The sequence below is a fragment of the Pseudomonas sp. DSP3-2-3 genome (genome assembly GCF_049898225.1).
In the GTDB taxonomy this organism is placed as follows: domain Bacteria; phylum Pseudomonadota; class Gammaproteobacteria; order Pseudomonadales; family Pseudomonadaceae; genus Aquipseudomonas.
The window spans coordinates 86357-99893 of sequence record NZ_JAFCXH010000023.1 but is presented as its reverse complement, the minus strand read 5'-3'; the positions used below and the strand labels follow the sequence as shown (position 1 = coordinate 99893).

The 13537-nt window shown below is 57.1% G+C and carries 15 protein-coding genes and 1 tRNA gene; all 16 read right to left on the bottom strand.

The features are described 5' to 3' along the window. Window positions 1–387 precede the first annotated feature (387 nt). Window positions 388–463 (bottom strand) — tRNA-Lys (locus ACP7E4_RS22845). A gap of 63 nt (window positions 464–526) precedes the next feature. Continuing rightward, entirely contained in the window at window positions 527–1201 is a 675-nt protein-coding gene (queC, locus tag ACP7E4_RS22840; RefSeq protein ID WP_426117806.1) for a 7-cyano-7-deazaguanine synthase QueC, read from the bottom strand. Window positions 1202–1217: 16 nt separating this feature from the next. Beyond that, window positions 1218–1865: a 7-carboxy-7-deazaguanine synthase QueE gene (gene queE / locus ACP7E4_RS22835; protein ID WP_426117805.1), complete on the bottom strand. Its 648-nt coding sequence runs from the start codon at window positions 1863–1865 to the stop codon at window positions 1218–1220. A gap of 171 nt (window positions 1866–2036) precedes the next feature. Further along, on the bottom strand, window positions 2037–2858 hold the full coding sequence (ybgF, locus tag ACP7E4_RS22830) for a tol-pal system protein YbgF (RefSeq protein ID WP_426117804.1): 822 nt from the start codon (window positions 2856–2858) through the stop codon (window positions 2037–2039). A gap of 6 nt (window positions 2859–2864) precedes the next feature. Further along, entirely contained in the window at window positions 2865–3365 is a 501-nt protein-coding gene (gene pal, locus ACP7E4_RS22825) for a peptidoglycan-associated lipoprotein Pal (RefSeq protein ID WP_020289412.1), read from the bottom strand. Window positions 3366–3417: 52 nt separating this feature from the next. Continuing rightward, window positions 3418–4668, bottom strand: a complete 1251-nt coding sequence (gene tolB, locus ACP7E4_RS22820) for a Tol-Pal system beta propeller repeat protein TolB (protein ID WP_020289413.1) — start codon at window positions 4666–4668, stop codon at window positions 3418–3420. 50 nt (window positions 4669–4718) lie between these two features. Further along, window positions 4719–5831, bottom strand: a complete 1113-nt coding sequence (gene tolA, locus ACP7E4_RS22815; RefSeq protein WP_426117803.1) for a cell envelope integrity protein TolA — start codon at window positions 5829–5831, stop codon at window positions 4719–4721. After that, window positions 5831–6295, bottom strand: a complete 465-nt coding sequence (tolR, locus tag ACP7E4_RS22810) for a protein TolR (RefSeq protein ID WP_020289415.1) — start codon at window positions 6293–6295, stop codon at window positions 5831–5833. The genes tolA and tolR overlap by 1 nt, the downstream gene beginning before the upstream one ends. Window positions 6296–6309: 14 nt before the next feature. Next, window positions 6310–7005: a protein TolQ gene (tolQ, locus tag ACP7E4_RS22805; RefSeq protein ID WP_426117802.1), complete on the bottom strand. Its 696-nt coding sequence runs from the start codon at window positions 7003–7005 to the stop codon at window positions 6310–6312. Then, a complete protein-coding gene (gene ybgC, locus ACP7E4_RS22800) occupies window positions 6995–7462 on the bottom strand; it encodes a tol-pal system-associated acyl-CoA thioesterase (protein WP_426117801.1) in 468 nt (155 codons plus the stop codon). Before ybgC ends, tolQ begins: the two co-directional genes overlap by 11 nt. Window positions 7463–7599: 137 nt before the next feature. Beyond that, complete coding sequence (ruvB, locus tag ACP7E4_RS22795) at window positions 7600–8658, bottom strand: Holliday junction branch migration DNA helicase RuvB (protein WP_426117800.1); 1059 nt, start codon at window positions 8656–8658, stop codon at window positions 7600–7602. Next, window positions 8659–9267 (bottom strand): Holliday junction branch migration protein RuvA, encoded by a 609-nt coding sequence (ruvA, locus tag ACP7E4_RS22790; protein ID WP_426117799.1) that lies wholly within the window; start codon window positions 9265–9267, stop codon window positions 8659–8661. Window positions 9268–9385: 118 nt separating this feature from the next. Further along, on the bottom strand, window positions 9386–9910 hold the full coding sequence (ruvC, locus tag ACP7E4_RS22785; RefSeq protein ID WP_020289420.1) for a crossover junction endodeoxyribonuclease RuvC: 525 nt from the start codon (window positions 9908–9910) through the stop codon (window positions 9386–9388). Window positions 9911–10039: 129 nt separating this feature from the next. After that, entirely contained in the window at window positions 10040–10786 is a 747-nt protein-coding gene (locus tag ACP7E4_RS22780; protein WP_426117798.1) for a YebC/PmpR family DNA-binding transcriptional regulator, read from the bottom strand. Between the two features lie 125 nt (window positions 10787–10911). Then, window positions 10912–12687, bottom strand: coding sequence for an aspartate--tRNA ligase (gene aspS / locus ACP7E4_RS22775; protein ID WP_426117797.1), 1776 nt, complete (start codon window positions 12685–12687; stop codon window positions 10912–10914). Window positions 12688–13002: 315 nt separating this feature from the next. Then, a complete protein-coding gene (locus tag ACP7E4_RS22770) occupies window positions 13003–13350 on the bottom strand; it encodes a ribbon-helix-helix domain-containing protein (protein ID WP_426117811.1) in 348 nt (115 codons plus the stop codon). Window positions 13351–13537 lie beyond the last annotated feature (187 nt).

Below are 13537 nucleotides of genomic sequence, written 5' to 3'. Positions count from 1 at the left end.
TGCCGTCTTCCCGGCTAAAGCCGGTCCCACAGTGGGACCGGCTTTAGCCGGGAAGGCGTCGGTTCAGACAATACGTCTGGCGCCTGGCGGTTGCCCCCGGACATAGAATCTCCAACGGGAATAACAAAAGCACCGTCAGACAGCGTCTGACGGGGTTTTTTGCTGCGTGCTTGCTAGAGCGACACCTACCCTGTGGGAGCGAGCTTGCTCGCGAAGAACGATGACGCGGTATGCCTGATCCACCGAGGCGCCCGGTTCGCGGGCAAGCTTCGCTCCCACGGGGATGGATTCGGCTCGAAACTGCGCAGTAAAAACCAGACGCAAAAAAAAAGCTGTAAGGCCACATTTTCACGGGCCTTACAGCTTTACAACTACTACATCTAAAAATGGTGGGTCGTGTGGGATTCGAACCTACGACCAATTGGTTAAAAGCCAACTGCTCTACCAACTGAGCTAACGACCCTCTGTTGCGTGGCGCGTATATTACTGATTTCTATGAGTAATTCAACACCTAACTGCAATTAATTTAAAAATAACGGGTTGGGTCGGTGATTCCGGCGTTTGCGAAGCCCTCTGCGCGCAGGCGGCAGCTGTCGCATTTGCCGCAGGCACGGCCTTGATCGTCCGCCTGATAGCAGGAAACGGTAAGCCCATAATCGACGCCCAGCCGCACGCCAGCCTGGACGATTTCGGCTTTGCTCAGATTCTGCAGCGGCGCTTGAATCGTGAAGCCGTTACCTTCAACGCCGGCCTTGGTGGCCAGATTGGCCATGCGCTGGAACGCCTCGATGAATTCCGGCCGGCAGTCCGGGTAACCCGAATAATCCACCGCATTGACGCCGATGAAGATATCCCGTGCGCCGAGCACTTCTGCCCAGCCCAGGGCCAGCGACAGGAAGACCGTATTGCGAGCTGGAACGTAAGTCACCGGAATGCCCTCGCCGGGAGTTTCCGGGACGGCGATGGAACTGTCGGTCAGCGCCGAGCCACCCATGCCATTCAGGTTCAGGCCGATCACCTTGTGCTCGACAGCGCCAAGGTCACGCGCGACGCGTGCCGCCGCATCGAGCTCCGAACGGTGGCGCTGGCCATAATCAAAGCTCATGGTGTAACAGGCATAACCCTCAGCGCGGGCCATGGCCACGACAGTGGCGGAATCCAGGCCGCCAGACAACAGGATTACCGCTCGTTTTTCAATCATGGTTGATTCACTCATCTCAGCGCCCCGGCTCATCGTTCCAGAGAAATTTATGCAGCTGCATTTGCAGGCGTACAGGCAGGTTGTCGGCAACGATCCAGTCGGCCAGATCCCGTGCGTTCAGTTGATGGTGGCTCGGCGAAAACAGCACCTCACCCGCGCGACGCTCCAGACCATACTGAATCAGCTTGGAAACCGCCCAGTCGTAGTCTTCGCGGGAACACAGGACGAATTTAACCTGGTCGTTCTGGGTCAGCAGGTCGATATTTTCATAACGATTGCGTGCGACCTCCAACGAGCCAGGCGTCTTGAGATCCAGGATGCGGCTGACGCGGGTGTCCACCGCAGAGATATCAAGGGCGCCGCTGGTTTCCAGCGAGACCTCGTAGCCGGCATCACAGAGACGCTTGAGCAATGCAATGGCGTTGGGTTGGGCCAGCGGCTCGCCGCCGGTCACACAGATATAGCGAGGCCGGTAGCTGGCGACCTGCTCGATGATGGCGTCCAGCGTTTGAATCGTGCCGCCGCTGAAGGCGTAGGCGCTGTCACAATACTGGCAACGCAGCGGGCAGCCGGTGAGGCGTACAAATACAGTGGGCAGGCCAGCTGTACGTGTTTCACCCTGCAACGAGTAAAAGATTTCGGTGATACGTAATGTGTCTTGCATAGGGGCCACGGGCGTAACAGCTAAACAGGCCGTCCGCCTCCGTCAGGCACTTCAAAACACCCTGCACACGCAGAATCCAGAGAAGCGTATTAAATACCGGAATTTCGGGTGCCGAATTCTAACGAAAAAAGCCGCGACAAGCGCGGCTTTCTTGAGTTTCGGGTCAGAACGTCAGAGACGTTGCAGATCTCGTTGCGCCAGCTGCGCAGCCGATGTGCCCGGATACTGGGCAACAACCTGCTGCAAAATGCCTTTCACCTTGTCGGCATGACCGAGACGGCGTTCGACATCAGCGAGCTTGTACAGCGAGTCCGGCACCTTGGCGTGCTTGGGATAAAGCTGGCTGACCTTGGCGAATGCCTGACCGGCGCCTTGCAGGTCGCCTTTGGCCAGATTCACTTCACCCAGCCAATACTGGGCATTACCCGCGTAGAGACTGTTCGGATACTTGCGAAGGAAAGCGGTAAAAGCCTGACTGGCCTTATCGAAATCCTTGGCCTTGATCAGGTCGAAGGCGGCTTCGTAATAAAGCTTCTCCTTGGCCGGATCAGGGGTTTCCGTACCTGCGGCCGGCGCTTGCGCGCTCGGTACGACAGGTGCTCCGCTGGCGTTTATTTCACCGCCACCGGGTTGGGAATTATTGGTAGCCGCTGCGGCTGCGCCGCCTGCTCCTATGCGTGAATCAAGATCCTGATACCGTTCTAGCGCTTCTTGTTTCATGCGCTGGATATCGTTTTGCTGGACCTCGACCATACCGCGCAAACGCGCGATTTCGTCTTGCATTTGCTGCAACTGCATGAACAGCTGACCTTGTGCCGAGGGAGGAGCCGAAACCCCTCCCCCGGCATAGGCGCCGGACGTGCCATAACCCGCTGGCGGATAACTGTTGCTGCTGCCAGAGCCAGAATTGTTATCGACCACAGGAGCCGCACCCCACGCAACAAGTGGAAGGGTGAGGGCCAAAACGGTTAGAGCACGTCGGCACGTTCGCATGTCAAATTACTTACGCAGTTCGACGCGACGGTTTTGAGCCCAGGACTGCTCGTCGTTGCCGGTAGCAACTGGACGCTCTTCGCCGTAGGAAACCAGTTCCAGCTGAGCTGGGGAAACACCTTGCAGTACCAGGTAGCGTTGAACGGCTTTCGCACGACGCTCGCCCAGTGCCATGTTGTACTCACGAGTACCACGTTCGTCGGTGTTGCCTTCCAGAACGACGCGAGCGCCATTGCCTTTCAGGTCTTTGGCGTGAACATCCAGAGCGCGCATGGCTTCTGGCTTCAGGTCCGAGCTGTCGTATTCGAAGTAGAAGGTGGTGATGGCGCGCAGAGCAGCTTCTTCGCTCAGGGAACCGTCAACAGCACCAGTGTTTGCGCCGTAACCAGCGTTTGGATCAACAGCAGCGCCTGCACCGGCATTGTCGCCGCCTTTGGACGAGCAACCTACAGCTACAGCCATGGCCAGAGCCAGCGCAGCAAACTTACCAAACTTCAGCATTTCCATCTTGAAACTCCTAATGAACCCCAGTGTGTTAAGCAAAACGTGTAGCGCCGCGTCAGTTCAGGTAAGGGGACCAGGAAGGTTCTCTGACTTCGCCTTGAGCGGTAGGAAGCGGGAGCCTTACGCGTCCGTTAATGGACACGAGCATCAAGACTCCCCGGCCCTGCTGGCGGGTGGCGTAGATTACCATGGTGCCGTTGGGTGCGACAGTAGGCGACTCATCTAGGTTGCTATCTGTGAGGATTTTTACACTTCCCCGTGCCAGATCTTGCACTGCAACCTTGAAATTAGTGAAGCCATCCTGCCTGTGAATCATTACCAGCGTCTTTTCATCGGCCGATAATTTCGGGTTAGCGTTGTAGTTACCAATAAAGGTAACTCGCTCGGCACCGCCACCACTGATGTTGGTTTTATAGATCTGTGGCTTGCCGCCACGATCCGATGTGAAGTAAATCGTCGAGCCATCCTTGCCGAAGAACGGTTCGGTATCGATCGAAGAATCATTGGTCACGCGATTCAAGGCGCGGGAAGCCAGGTTCATCACGTAGATTTCCGGGTTACCGTCCTTGGACAGCACGAACGCCAGCTTGCTGCCATCCGGCGACCATGCAGGCGCGCCATTGAGGCCTTCAAAGTTGGTGATCTGCTCGCGGCGACCGGTATCGATGTGCTGAACGAAAATACGCGGACGCTTCTGTTCGAACGATACATAAGCGATGCGCTTGCCATCCGGTGCGAAACGCGGCGACAGGATCGGCTCACGGGACTGCAACAGCGTCACTGCACGGGCACCGTCGTAATCCGAACGTTGCAGAGTGAAGCGGGTGTTGTTTTCCGAGAAACGTTCAGCCGTTACGTACAACATACGGGTAGAGAACGCGCCCTTGATGCCGGTCAGCTTTTCGAAAGACTGGTCAGCGATGTAATGCGCCATGTCGCGCAGTTGATCGTTGGTCCCCGAAACATTACCGGTCAACACTTGCTGTTCGGTCGCAACGTTGAACAAAGCGTACTGGATCTGCAGGCGACCGCCCGCAGGAACAATATTGCCTACCATCACGTACTGAGCATTCAGTGCTTTCCAGTCACGGAAAATGACTTCGCTGGCCTGGGTCGGCAAGCTGATCATGTTCTGCTTTGGAATAGGCGAGTAATAACCCGAATTGCGCAGGTCATTGCTGACGATTTCCGCCATGTCTTCCGGCAACACCGCCCCGCCCTGCCAGCCAAACGGCACAACAGCAATCGGGGTGGCACGGTCACTGCCGCTAGTGACCAGAATGTTCTTTTCATCTGCGGCGACCAGTGTGGCTGCACAACAGAGAACGACTACTAGCAATCCTCGAAAAAGCTTGATCACAAGGCTAGATCTCCAGGTGTGAATGTCATCTTGAATGAACGATAGGGAGCGAAGTCAGCCGGCTTCAGGCCCTGCATTTCTGTTAAACGCCCAATATTCTTGACCGCTGCTACTGCGGAACTGTCAAACGGACCGTCGCCGCTGGATTTGGCCACCGACACAGACGATATCGTACCGTCCGGCAGCATCCCGATCTGCAGTATTACCGACATATTGTTGCGCGCTGACGGTGGTCGACTCCAACCTTCTGAAGCTCGAACACGAATCAAATCATCGAAACTACCTGCCGTTTCATCGCCTTGCTCGTCCGCCAACGCCTGTTGCCGCTCCGGTTTGTCAGAGAGCAAGTCAGCCAAGGCCTGAGCCTTTTTCTCTTCGGCCGATTTACGCGCAGCTTCCTGCGCCTTCTTGGCCGCATCGGCTGTGGATTTCTTCTTGGCGTCTTCGGTCGCTTTTTTCTTGGCGTCTTCCGCGGCTTTCTTCTTCGCGTCTTCAGCTACTTTCTTCTTCGCGTCATCGGCCGCCTGTTTCTTGGCTTCCTCAGCTGCGGCTTTCTTCGCGTCTTCTTCAGCCTTTTTCTTGGCGTCTTCTTCGGCTTTTTTCTTGGCTATATCGGCGAGCTGTTTCTCTTCGACCTTTTTAGCGTCATTCACTTTCTTGGCTTCGTCAGCTTTTTTCGCATCGTCGGCTTTCTTGGCGTCATCGGCCTTTTTGGCGTCCTCTGCTTTCTGCTCAGCCTTCTGTGCCGCTTCTTCAGCCTTTTGTTCCTCGGCTTTTTGAGCTGCCTCTTCTTTCTTTTGTTCCGCAGCTTTTACAGCTTCCTGCTTTTTCTGCTCGACTAATTTCTGTTCCAGCTGCTCGGCTTCAGTCTGACGCGCAGCGGATTTCTTCGCCTCACCGGCAATTTTCTGATTGGTCTGGGTCGTCGCCTGGCTCTTGGATTTGAGCTGATAAAGCGTCGCCTGAACGATAGGCTTGGATTCCGGCAGATCCGGAGTCATGGCGAAGCTGACGAAGAGCAGGCCAAAAATCAGGATGTGCAGGGCCACGGCCCAGATACCAGGCCAGAAGTAGCTTTCCGAGGCGGAAGGCTCTCGAATTGGCTGCATCAGGGTGCCTCAGTAATCAAACCAACATTCCCGACCCCTGCTTTCTGCAGCCCGCCCATCGTGCCCATCACCGAGCCGTAATCAACGGTTTTGTCACCACGAATGAAGACCTGCGTCTGCTTGCCCGCTTCACGACCGGAGGCGACGATCTTGGTCACCGCCGAGGTCAGCTGCGGCAGGGTCATTGCCTTGTCCATCTGCTTGTCGGTATCGACTTCGCTGCCAAGGTTCCAGTAGTAGGTCTTGTCAGCCTTGATCGAAATGGTCAGGACCTGATTGTTGTTGTCTTGCGGCAAGGCCTCGCTGGAGACCTTGGGCAAATCGACTTTCACGCCCTGGTTGATCATGGGTGCAGTGACCATGAAAATGACCAGCAGCACCAACATCACGTCGATGTACGGCACCACGTTCATTTCAGCGGTCGGCTTGCGTTTCTTGCGACGATCTCGAGCGATTAAGGCCATTGGGAATTACCTGCTCACTCTTCGCTGGTGTGCACTTTACGGTGCAGGATGGCCTGGAATTCGTCGGCAAAGGTGTAGTAACGGCTGATCAAGGTCTCGCTGGTAGCGGCGAAACGGTTATAAGCGATTACTGCAGGAATCGCCGCGAACAGGCCAATGGCTGTTGCGATCAAGGCTTCGGCAATACCCGGTGCAACAGTGGCGAGTGTCGCCTGTTGCGCCGTAGCCAGGCCACGGAAGGAGTTCATGATGCCCCAGACGGTACCGAACAGGCCGACGTAAGGGCTGGTGGAACCGACAGTGGCAAGAAACGACAGGCCGGCTTCGAGCTTTTCTTCTTCGCGGGAAATAGCCACGCGCATGGCACGCGCCACACCTTCCATGACCGCATCAGGATCAACACCGGCCTGCTGACGCAGACGCGAGAACTCCTTGAAGCCAGCGCGGAAGATTTGCTCCACGCCGGAATCAGGGTCCGGGTTGCTGCCAGCCTGACGATACAGCTTGGACAAGTCGATGCCGGACCAGAAACGCTCCTCGAAGCTTTCCAGTGCACGCCGCCCAGCGCGCAGCATATTGCTGCGCTGAAAAATCATGACCCACGAAGTGACTGAAGCAGCCACCAGGATCAGCATTACCAACTGAACCACAACGCTGGCATTACTGACCAAACTCCACATGGAGGAATGGTCGACGACGTTAGCTTCCACGCTTTATCTCCTGCTCTGAATGTGTACCCGCGCCGCTCTGGTCGGCAAAGGCCGCACGCAAAGCTTCGGGAATGGCCCGGGGTTTCAAACTATCGGCGCGTACGCACGCCACCAAAAACTGCCCTTCACAGAGCAGCACTCCATCCGCGGCCCGCCTGACCTGTTGCTTGAAGCGCAGGCTGGCACGGTTCAATTCGATTACTTCGGCGCTGACCAGCAGTTCGTCATCCAATCGCGCCGGCTTGTGATAACGCGCCTCGCTGGAATGCACGACGAACAACAGGTTCTCCCCCGCCAGCGCGGATTGGGCGAACCCCAATTCCCGCAGCCGCTCGGTACGAGCCCGCTCCATGAATTTCAGATAATTGACGTAATAGACGATGCCGCCAGCATCGGTGTCTTCGTAATAAACCCGACAACGATGTGCGAACGACTGAACCCCGTTTTGCGCGCGCATACTCTAGTGCTTACTCCTCAGATTGCCAATCCGCCAGGCAACTGTTTTTCAAGGTTTTGCAGGATATTCCCGGTCAGATTGGCGCAACTGCCAGTCTGACCACGCAAACCCCGAATAAATCGGTGGTCAGCGGCTTTTTAATTGTCATTATTCTCGACAAAATCTTCCGCGACCGGCATTTCACCCATCCGCGAGGGCAGATTCAAACCAAAATGCAGGTAAGCATGCCGCGTCACCACACGGCCACGAGGTGTGCGCATCATATAGCCTTGCTGGATCAAATAGGGTTCGAGCACATCTTCAATGGTGTGACGCTCCTCACTGATCGCCGCCGCCAGGCTGTCGACACCCACCGGACCGCCGTCGAACTTCTCGATCATGGTCAACAGCAGGCGTCGGTCCTGGTGATCAAAACCGTGTTCGTCGACGTCCAGCAGGTTCAACGCCAGATCGGCGATGGATTTGGTGATCTGCCCGTTGCCGCGTACTTCAGCGAAATCCCGGACGCGACGCAGCAACCGGTTGGCGATACGTGGCGTGCCCCGCGCGCGACGGGCGATTTCGAAAGCGCCCTCCGGCTCGATGGGCAGGCCGAGAATCCCTGCCGAGCGGGTCACGATCGTCGTCAGGTCGGGGATGCTGTAGAACTCCAGGCGCTGGACAATACCGAAGCGGTCGCGCAACGGATTGGTCAGCATGCCGGCCCGGGTCGTCGCGCCAACCAGGGTGAACGGCGGCAGGTCGAGCTTGATCGAGCGCGCAGCCGGACCTTCGCCGATCATGATGTCCAGCTGGAAATCTTCCATTGCCGGATACAGCACTTCCTCGACAATCGGCGACAACCGGTGGATTTCATCAATGAACAACACGTCATTGGGTTCCAGGTTGGTCAGAATCGCCGCCAGATCACCCGGCCGCTCCAGCACCGGGCCGGAGGTGCTTTTGATCGATACCGACATTTCCTGAGCAATGATATTGGCCAGTGTGGTCTTGCCCAGGCCCGGCGGGCCGAAGATCAACGTGTGGTCCAGGGCCTCGTTGCGACCGCGAGCGGCCTGGATGAACAACTCCATCTGCTCGCGCACGGTGGGCTGGCCGATGTAGTCGGCAAGGCTGAGGGGGCGAATCGCGCGATCCAGTTGTTCGTCACGTTCACGGCCGCCAGTGGCGGTTATCAGGCGGTCAGCATCAATCACTTAAGCCATTCCCTTCAGGGCACGTCGAATCAAATCAGCACTGCTCAAGTCTTTTTCCTTGATCGCGGAGACAGCTTTACTCGCCTCCTGAGGTTTGTAGCCCAGGGAAATCAGCGCGCTGACCGCGTCGGACTCAGCTGACGCTACCGGTTCCGGCGCGTTCGGGCCATTGGAAACCAGGGTAAAAGTGCCAGGTAATGTTTCCCAGGCCTTGAATCGGTCCTTGAGTTCGACCAGCAAGCGCTCGGCGGTTTTCTTGCCTACGCCCGGAATCCGGGTCAAGGCCGAGGTGTCCTGCGCTTGCACGCAACGCACCAGCTCGTCGACTTCCAGACCCGACATCAAGGCCAGCGCCAGTTTCGGGCCGACGCCGTTGAGCCTGATCAGCTCGCGAAACAGCTCGCGCTCACGCTTCTCGTAAAAACCATAGAGCAGGTGCGCGTCTTCGCGGACCACCAGATGGGTGTGCAGCGTCACCGGCTCGCCAACATGCGGCAATCGATAGAGTGTAGTCATGGGGACTTCCAGCTCATACCCGACGCCATTGACATCCAACACCAGATGCGGCGGCTGTTTCTCGGCCAAAAAGCCGCGTAAGCGTCCAATCACGTATCGGATCCTTTCATATCGCCGACCCCGTGCAGGGCCAACGGCAAATCAATGGTCGCAATCATTGCAGGAGTGACACGTCCTGCAAGCAAAAAATAATTCATAGCCAAACCCTCGCCTACAACCGCAACCGGCCACCGCGACTTCGCGCCGTGCCCAGGCCGTGGGGAATCAGGCTGGAGCGGGTGTGCGCATGGCACAAGGCAATCGCCAGGGCATCCGACGCATCAATCTGCGGTTTCTGGGTCAGCTTGAGCAAATGCATGACCATCATCATGACCTGCTCTTTATTCGCGCCGCCGGTCCCCGCGACCGCCTGCTTGACCTGGGTCGCGGTGTATTCGGCGATTTCCAGGCTTTCCTCGGCGCCGGCGACGATGGCCGCACCCCGCGCCTGCCCCAGCTTGAGGGCCGAGTCGGCGTTGCGCGCCATGAAAACCTTTTCGATGCCCATGGTTACCGGGCCGTAGGTCTGAATGACTTCGCGCACGCCGCGATAGACAATCTGCAAGCGTTCATGCAGCTCGCCGCTTCCGGTTCTGATGCAACCCGACGCCACATAGACACAACCACGCCCGGTGTCACGCACCACGCCATAGCCGGTAATTCGCGAACCGGGGTCGATACCAAGAATAAGAGTCATAACGCCTGCAGCTTGAGAAGTGACGCATAGCAAAGAGCGCAGCATAAAGGCAGAAGCCGGAGGCCGATAGCGATGTGATCAACACTGCCTCGGATCTCCGGCCCCTGATGTAACTCCGACAGCATGCTGTCAGCCAAGCTGTTCCATGACTTCGTCCGGAATTTCCGCATTGGAATAGACGTTCTGCACGTCATCCAGGTCTTCAAGCATGTCGATCAGCTTGAGGACTTTTTCAGCGGTTTCCAGGTCAAGCACGGCACTGGTGGTCGGCAGCATGACGATTTCGGCGTCCGCAGCCTTGAAGCCGGCGGCCTCAAGGGCGTTGCGAACAGCATAAAAGCCGGCGAAGGAGGTGAATACGTCGATGGAGCCATCTTCGTTGGTCACCACGTCGTCGGCATCGGCTTCCATCGCTGCTTCGATCAGCGCGTCTTCATCAACGCCTGCCGCAAAGGAAATCTGCCCCTTGCGATCGAACAGGTAGGCAACCGAACCGTCGGTCCCCAGATTGCCACCGCATTTGACGAATGCATGACGAACCGCTGCCGCCGTGCGATTGCGATTGTCCGTCATGGTTTCGACCATGACCGCCACGCCACCCGGCCCGTAACCTTCGTAACCCAGCTCTTCTACATCGTCACCTTCGGCTGCACCGGCGCCACGCGCAACCGCGCGGTCGATGGTGTCGCGAGTCATGTTCGCACTCAGCGCCTTGTCCAGCGCCAGCCGCAAGCGCGGGTTGGAGCCCGGATCACCGCCGCCCTGACGGGCAGCGACAGTCAGCTCACGAATCCACTTGGTGAAGATCTTGCCTTTCTTGGCATCCTGACGCTCTTTGCGGTGCTTGATGTTCGCCCACTTAGAATGACCTGCCATATCTCGCTCCAGATTCTTTTCAACACGTTCATGTGTGTCGCAGAACAACCGACACCAGCTTGCCCGGCCAAAACGCAAACGGGGCGCATCGACGTCAATAATGACGCGATACGCCCCGCTCGGCATTACTCAGCTTTCGGCTGTTCGCGCAAACGGATGTGCAATTCGCGCAATGCCTTGGCGTCAACCACGCCAGGCGCCTGGGTCATCACGTCCGCAGCACTCTGGGTTTTCGGGAAGGCAATGACTTCACGAATCGACTGGGCGCCGGTCATCAACATCACCAGACGATCCAGACCGAATGCCAGACCACCATGGGGTGGCGCGCCATATTTCAGGGCGTCGAGCAGGAAGCCGAACTTCTCCTGCTGCTCATCTTCGGCGATACCCAGCAGGCGGAAGACCGCCTGTTGCATTTCCTTGCGGTGGATACGGATCGAACCGCCACCCAGCTCGGTGCCGTTGAGCACCATGTCGTAGGCGCGGGACAGAGCGGTAGCCGGATTGGCTTCCAGTTCTTCCGGGGTGCACTTGGGTGCCGTGAACGGGTGGTGCAGCGCAGTAAAGCTGCCGTCGTCGTTCTCTTCGAACATAGGGAAGTCCACGACCCACATAGGAGCCCACTCGCAGGTGTGCAGCTTGAAGTCGTTACCGACCTTGATCCGCAGCGCGCCCAGGGCTTCGCTGACGATCTTGGCTTTGTCCGCACCGAAGAACACGATATCGCCATCCACCGCGCCAACACGATCAAGGATCACGTTGAGGTTGGCTTCCGGGATGTTCTTGACGATTGGCGACTGCAGACCATCAACGCCGTTGGCGCGCTCATTGACCTTGATGTACGCCAGGCCCTTGGCACCGTAGATCCCGACGAACCTGGTGTAATCGTCGATCTGTTTGCGCGGGATGCTGGCGCCACCTGGAACACGCAGAGCGGCAATGCGGCATTTCGGGTCATTGGCCGGGCCGCTGAACACCTTGAAGTCGACATCCTTGAGCTGATCGGCAACGTCGACCAGTTCCAGCGGGTTACGCAGGTCCGGCTTGTCCGAACCATAACGACGCATGGCCTCTTCGAAGGTCATGTGCGGGAAATCGCCGAATTCCAGGTCGAGCACTTCCTTGAACAGCTGACGAATCATCTTCTCGGTCAGGCCGATGATGTCTTCTTCATTAAGGAAGCTGGTTTCGATGTCGATCTGGGTGAATTCAGGCTGACGGTCGGCACGCAGGTCTTCGTCGCGGAAGCACTTGGCAATCTGGTAGTAACGATCAAAGCCGGCAACCATCAACAGTTGCTTGAACAGCTGCGGCGATTGCGGCAAGGCAAAGAAACTGCCCGGATGTGTGCGGCTCGGCACCAGATAGTCGCGAGCACCTTCCGGCGTGGCGCGGGTCAGGATCGGCGTCTCGACGTCCAGGAAGCCGTTCTCATCCAGATAACGACGGATGCTGGTGGTGATGCGCGAACGCAGACGCAGCTTCTCGGCCATTTCCGGACGACGCAGGTCGATAAAGCGATAACGCAGGCGGGTTTCTTCGCCAACGTCCGAGTACTCGTTCAGCGGGAACGGCGGAGTTTCCGACTCGTTCAGCACTTCGAGCTCGTAGCCCAATACTTCAATGGCCCCCGAGGCCATATTGGCATTCACTGCGCCCGCAGGACGAGCACGCACCTTGCCGGTGATCTTGACGACATACTCGCTGCGCACGCGGTCGGCGGCAGCGAAGGTGTCGGCGCGATCCGGATCGAAGACCACCTGGGCCAGACCTTCGCGATCACGGATGTCGAGGAAAATCACCCCTCCGTGGTCACGACGACGGTGGACCCATCCGCAAAGGGTAATTTCCTGACCTTCCAGGCTCTCGTTCAGTTGGCCGCAATAATGGCTGCGCATCATGATGGTGGTTTCACTTCCGTAATTCGAAATTCGGTGGAGCTTTCGCTCTTGGCTTGCGCTCAATAGTGCAAGAGCCCAGGCATGCAGTTCAAGCTGTCAGCTGATCGCTGGGCGCTCTGTTTGCGCACAAGCGTGCCCGTTTTGGCAAGGCGGGGGATTATATAGGGTTAATCGAAGCCGTGCAGCCGCACGAACCCATCCTGGCAGGATAAGTTCGCCGCAGCCGCTCATGCACTGCGAAGCGCAAGCATCAGGACGCATGCAGAGCGGGCCCGCCACGCTGGCGAGCCCGCAGAAAATGGGGGCGTATCCAACCTACGCCTGGACCAGATCCAGGCTATCGCCTTTCAGGACGTGAGCCACACAGACGACCCTGATAAGACCGCTGAAATTTTTTACACCGCCGTAGCGTAAATGAACTTCCCTGTCGATGTAGGACAGCACCGCATTGACCGAGCAGTTGTTTGATCGGGCAATGGTTCCAAGAATGTTCCAGTAAACGTTTTCCAGCCGCAGGCAAGTTGCCAACCCATTCAGACGCACCGATTTGGAGTGCGGTTGCGCCAGGTTCATATTGAAATCCTCGACAAAAGGATCATTACGTATTTTTCCGTGACGATTTAAGTCTTGTACGTCGCGCTCAACCCCTCGAACCATGGTGATATTTCCTCTACACAGATCAATTCAGACTTCTTGAAGAAACATTTAAATATAAATAAATGTGCCTGCTTATAAAGCCCGAATCCCGACATTATAGCCAGTAGAGCCAATACTCTTACTGTGTAGGAGATCACTACAATTGACAGGCGAATACAGACTTGCCGCCTGGTGATAACCGACCTGAATGTTA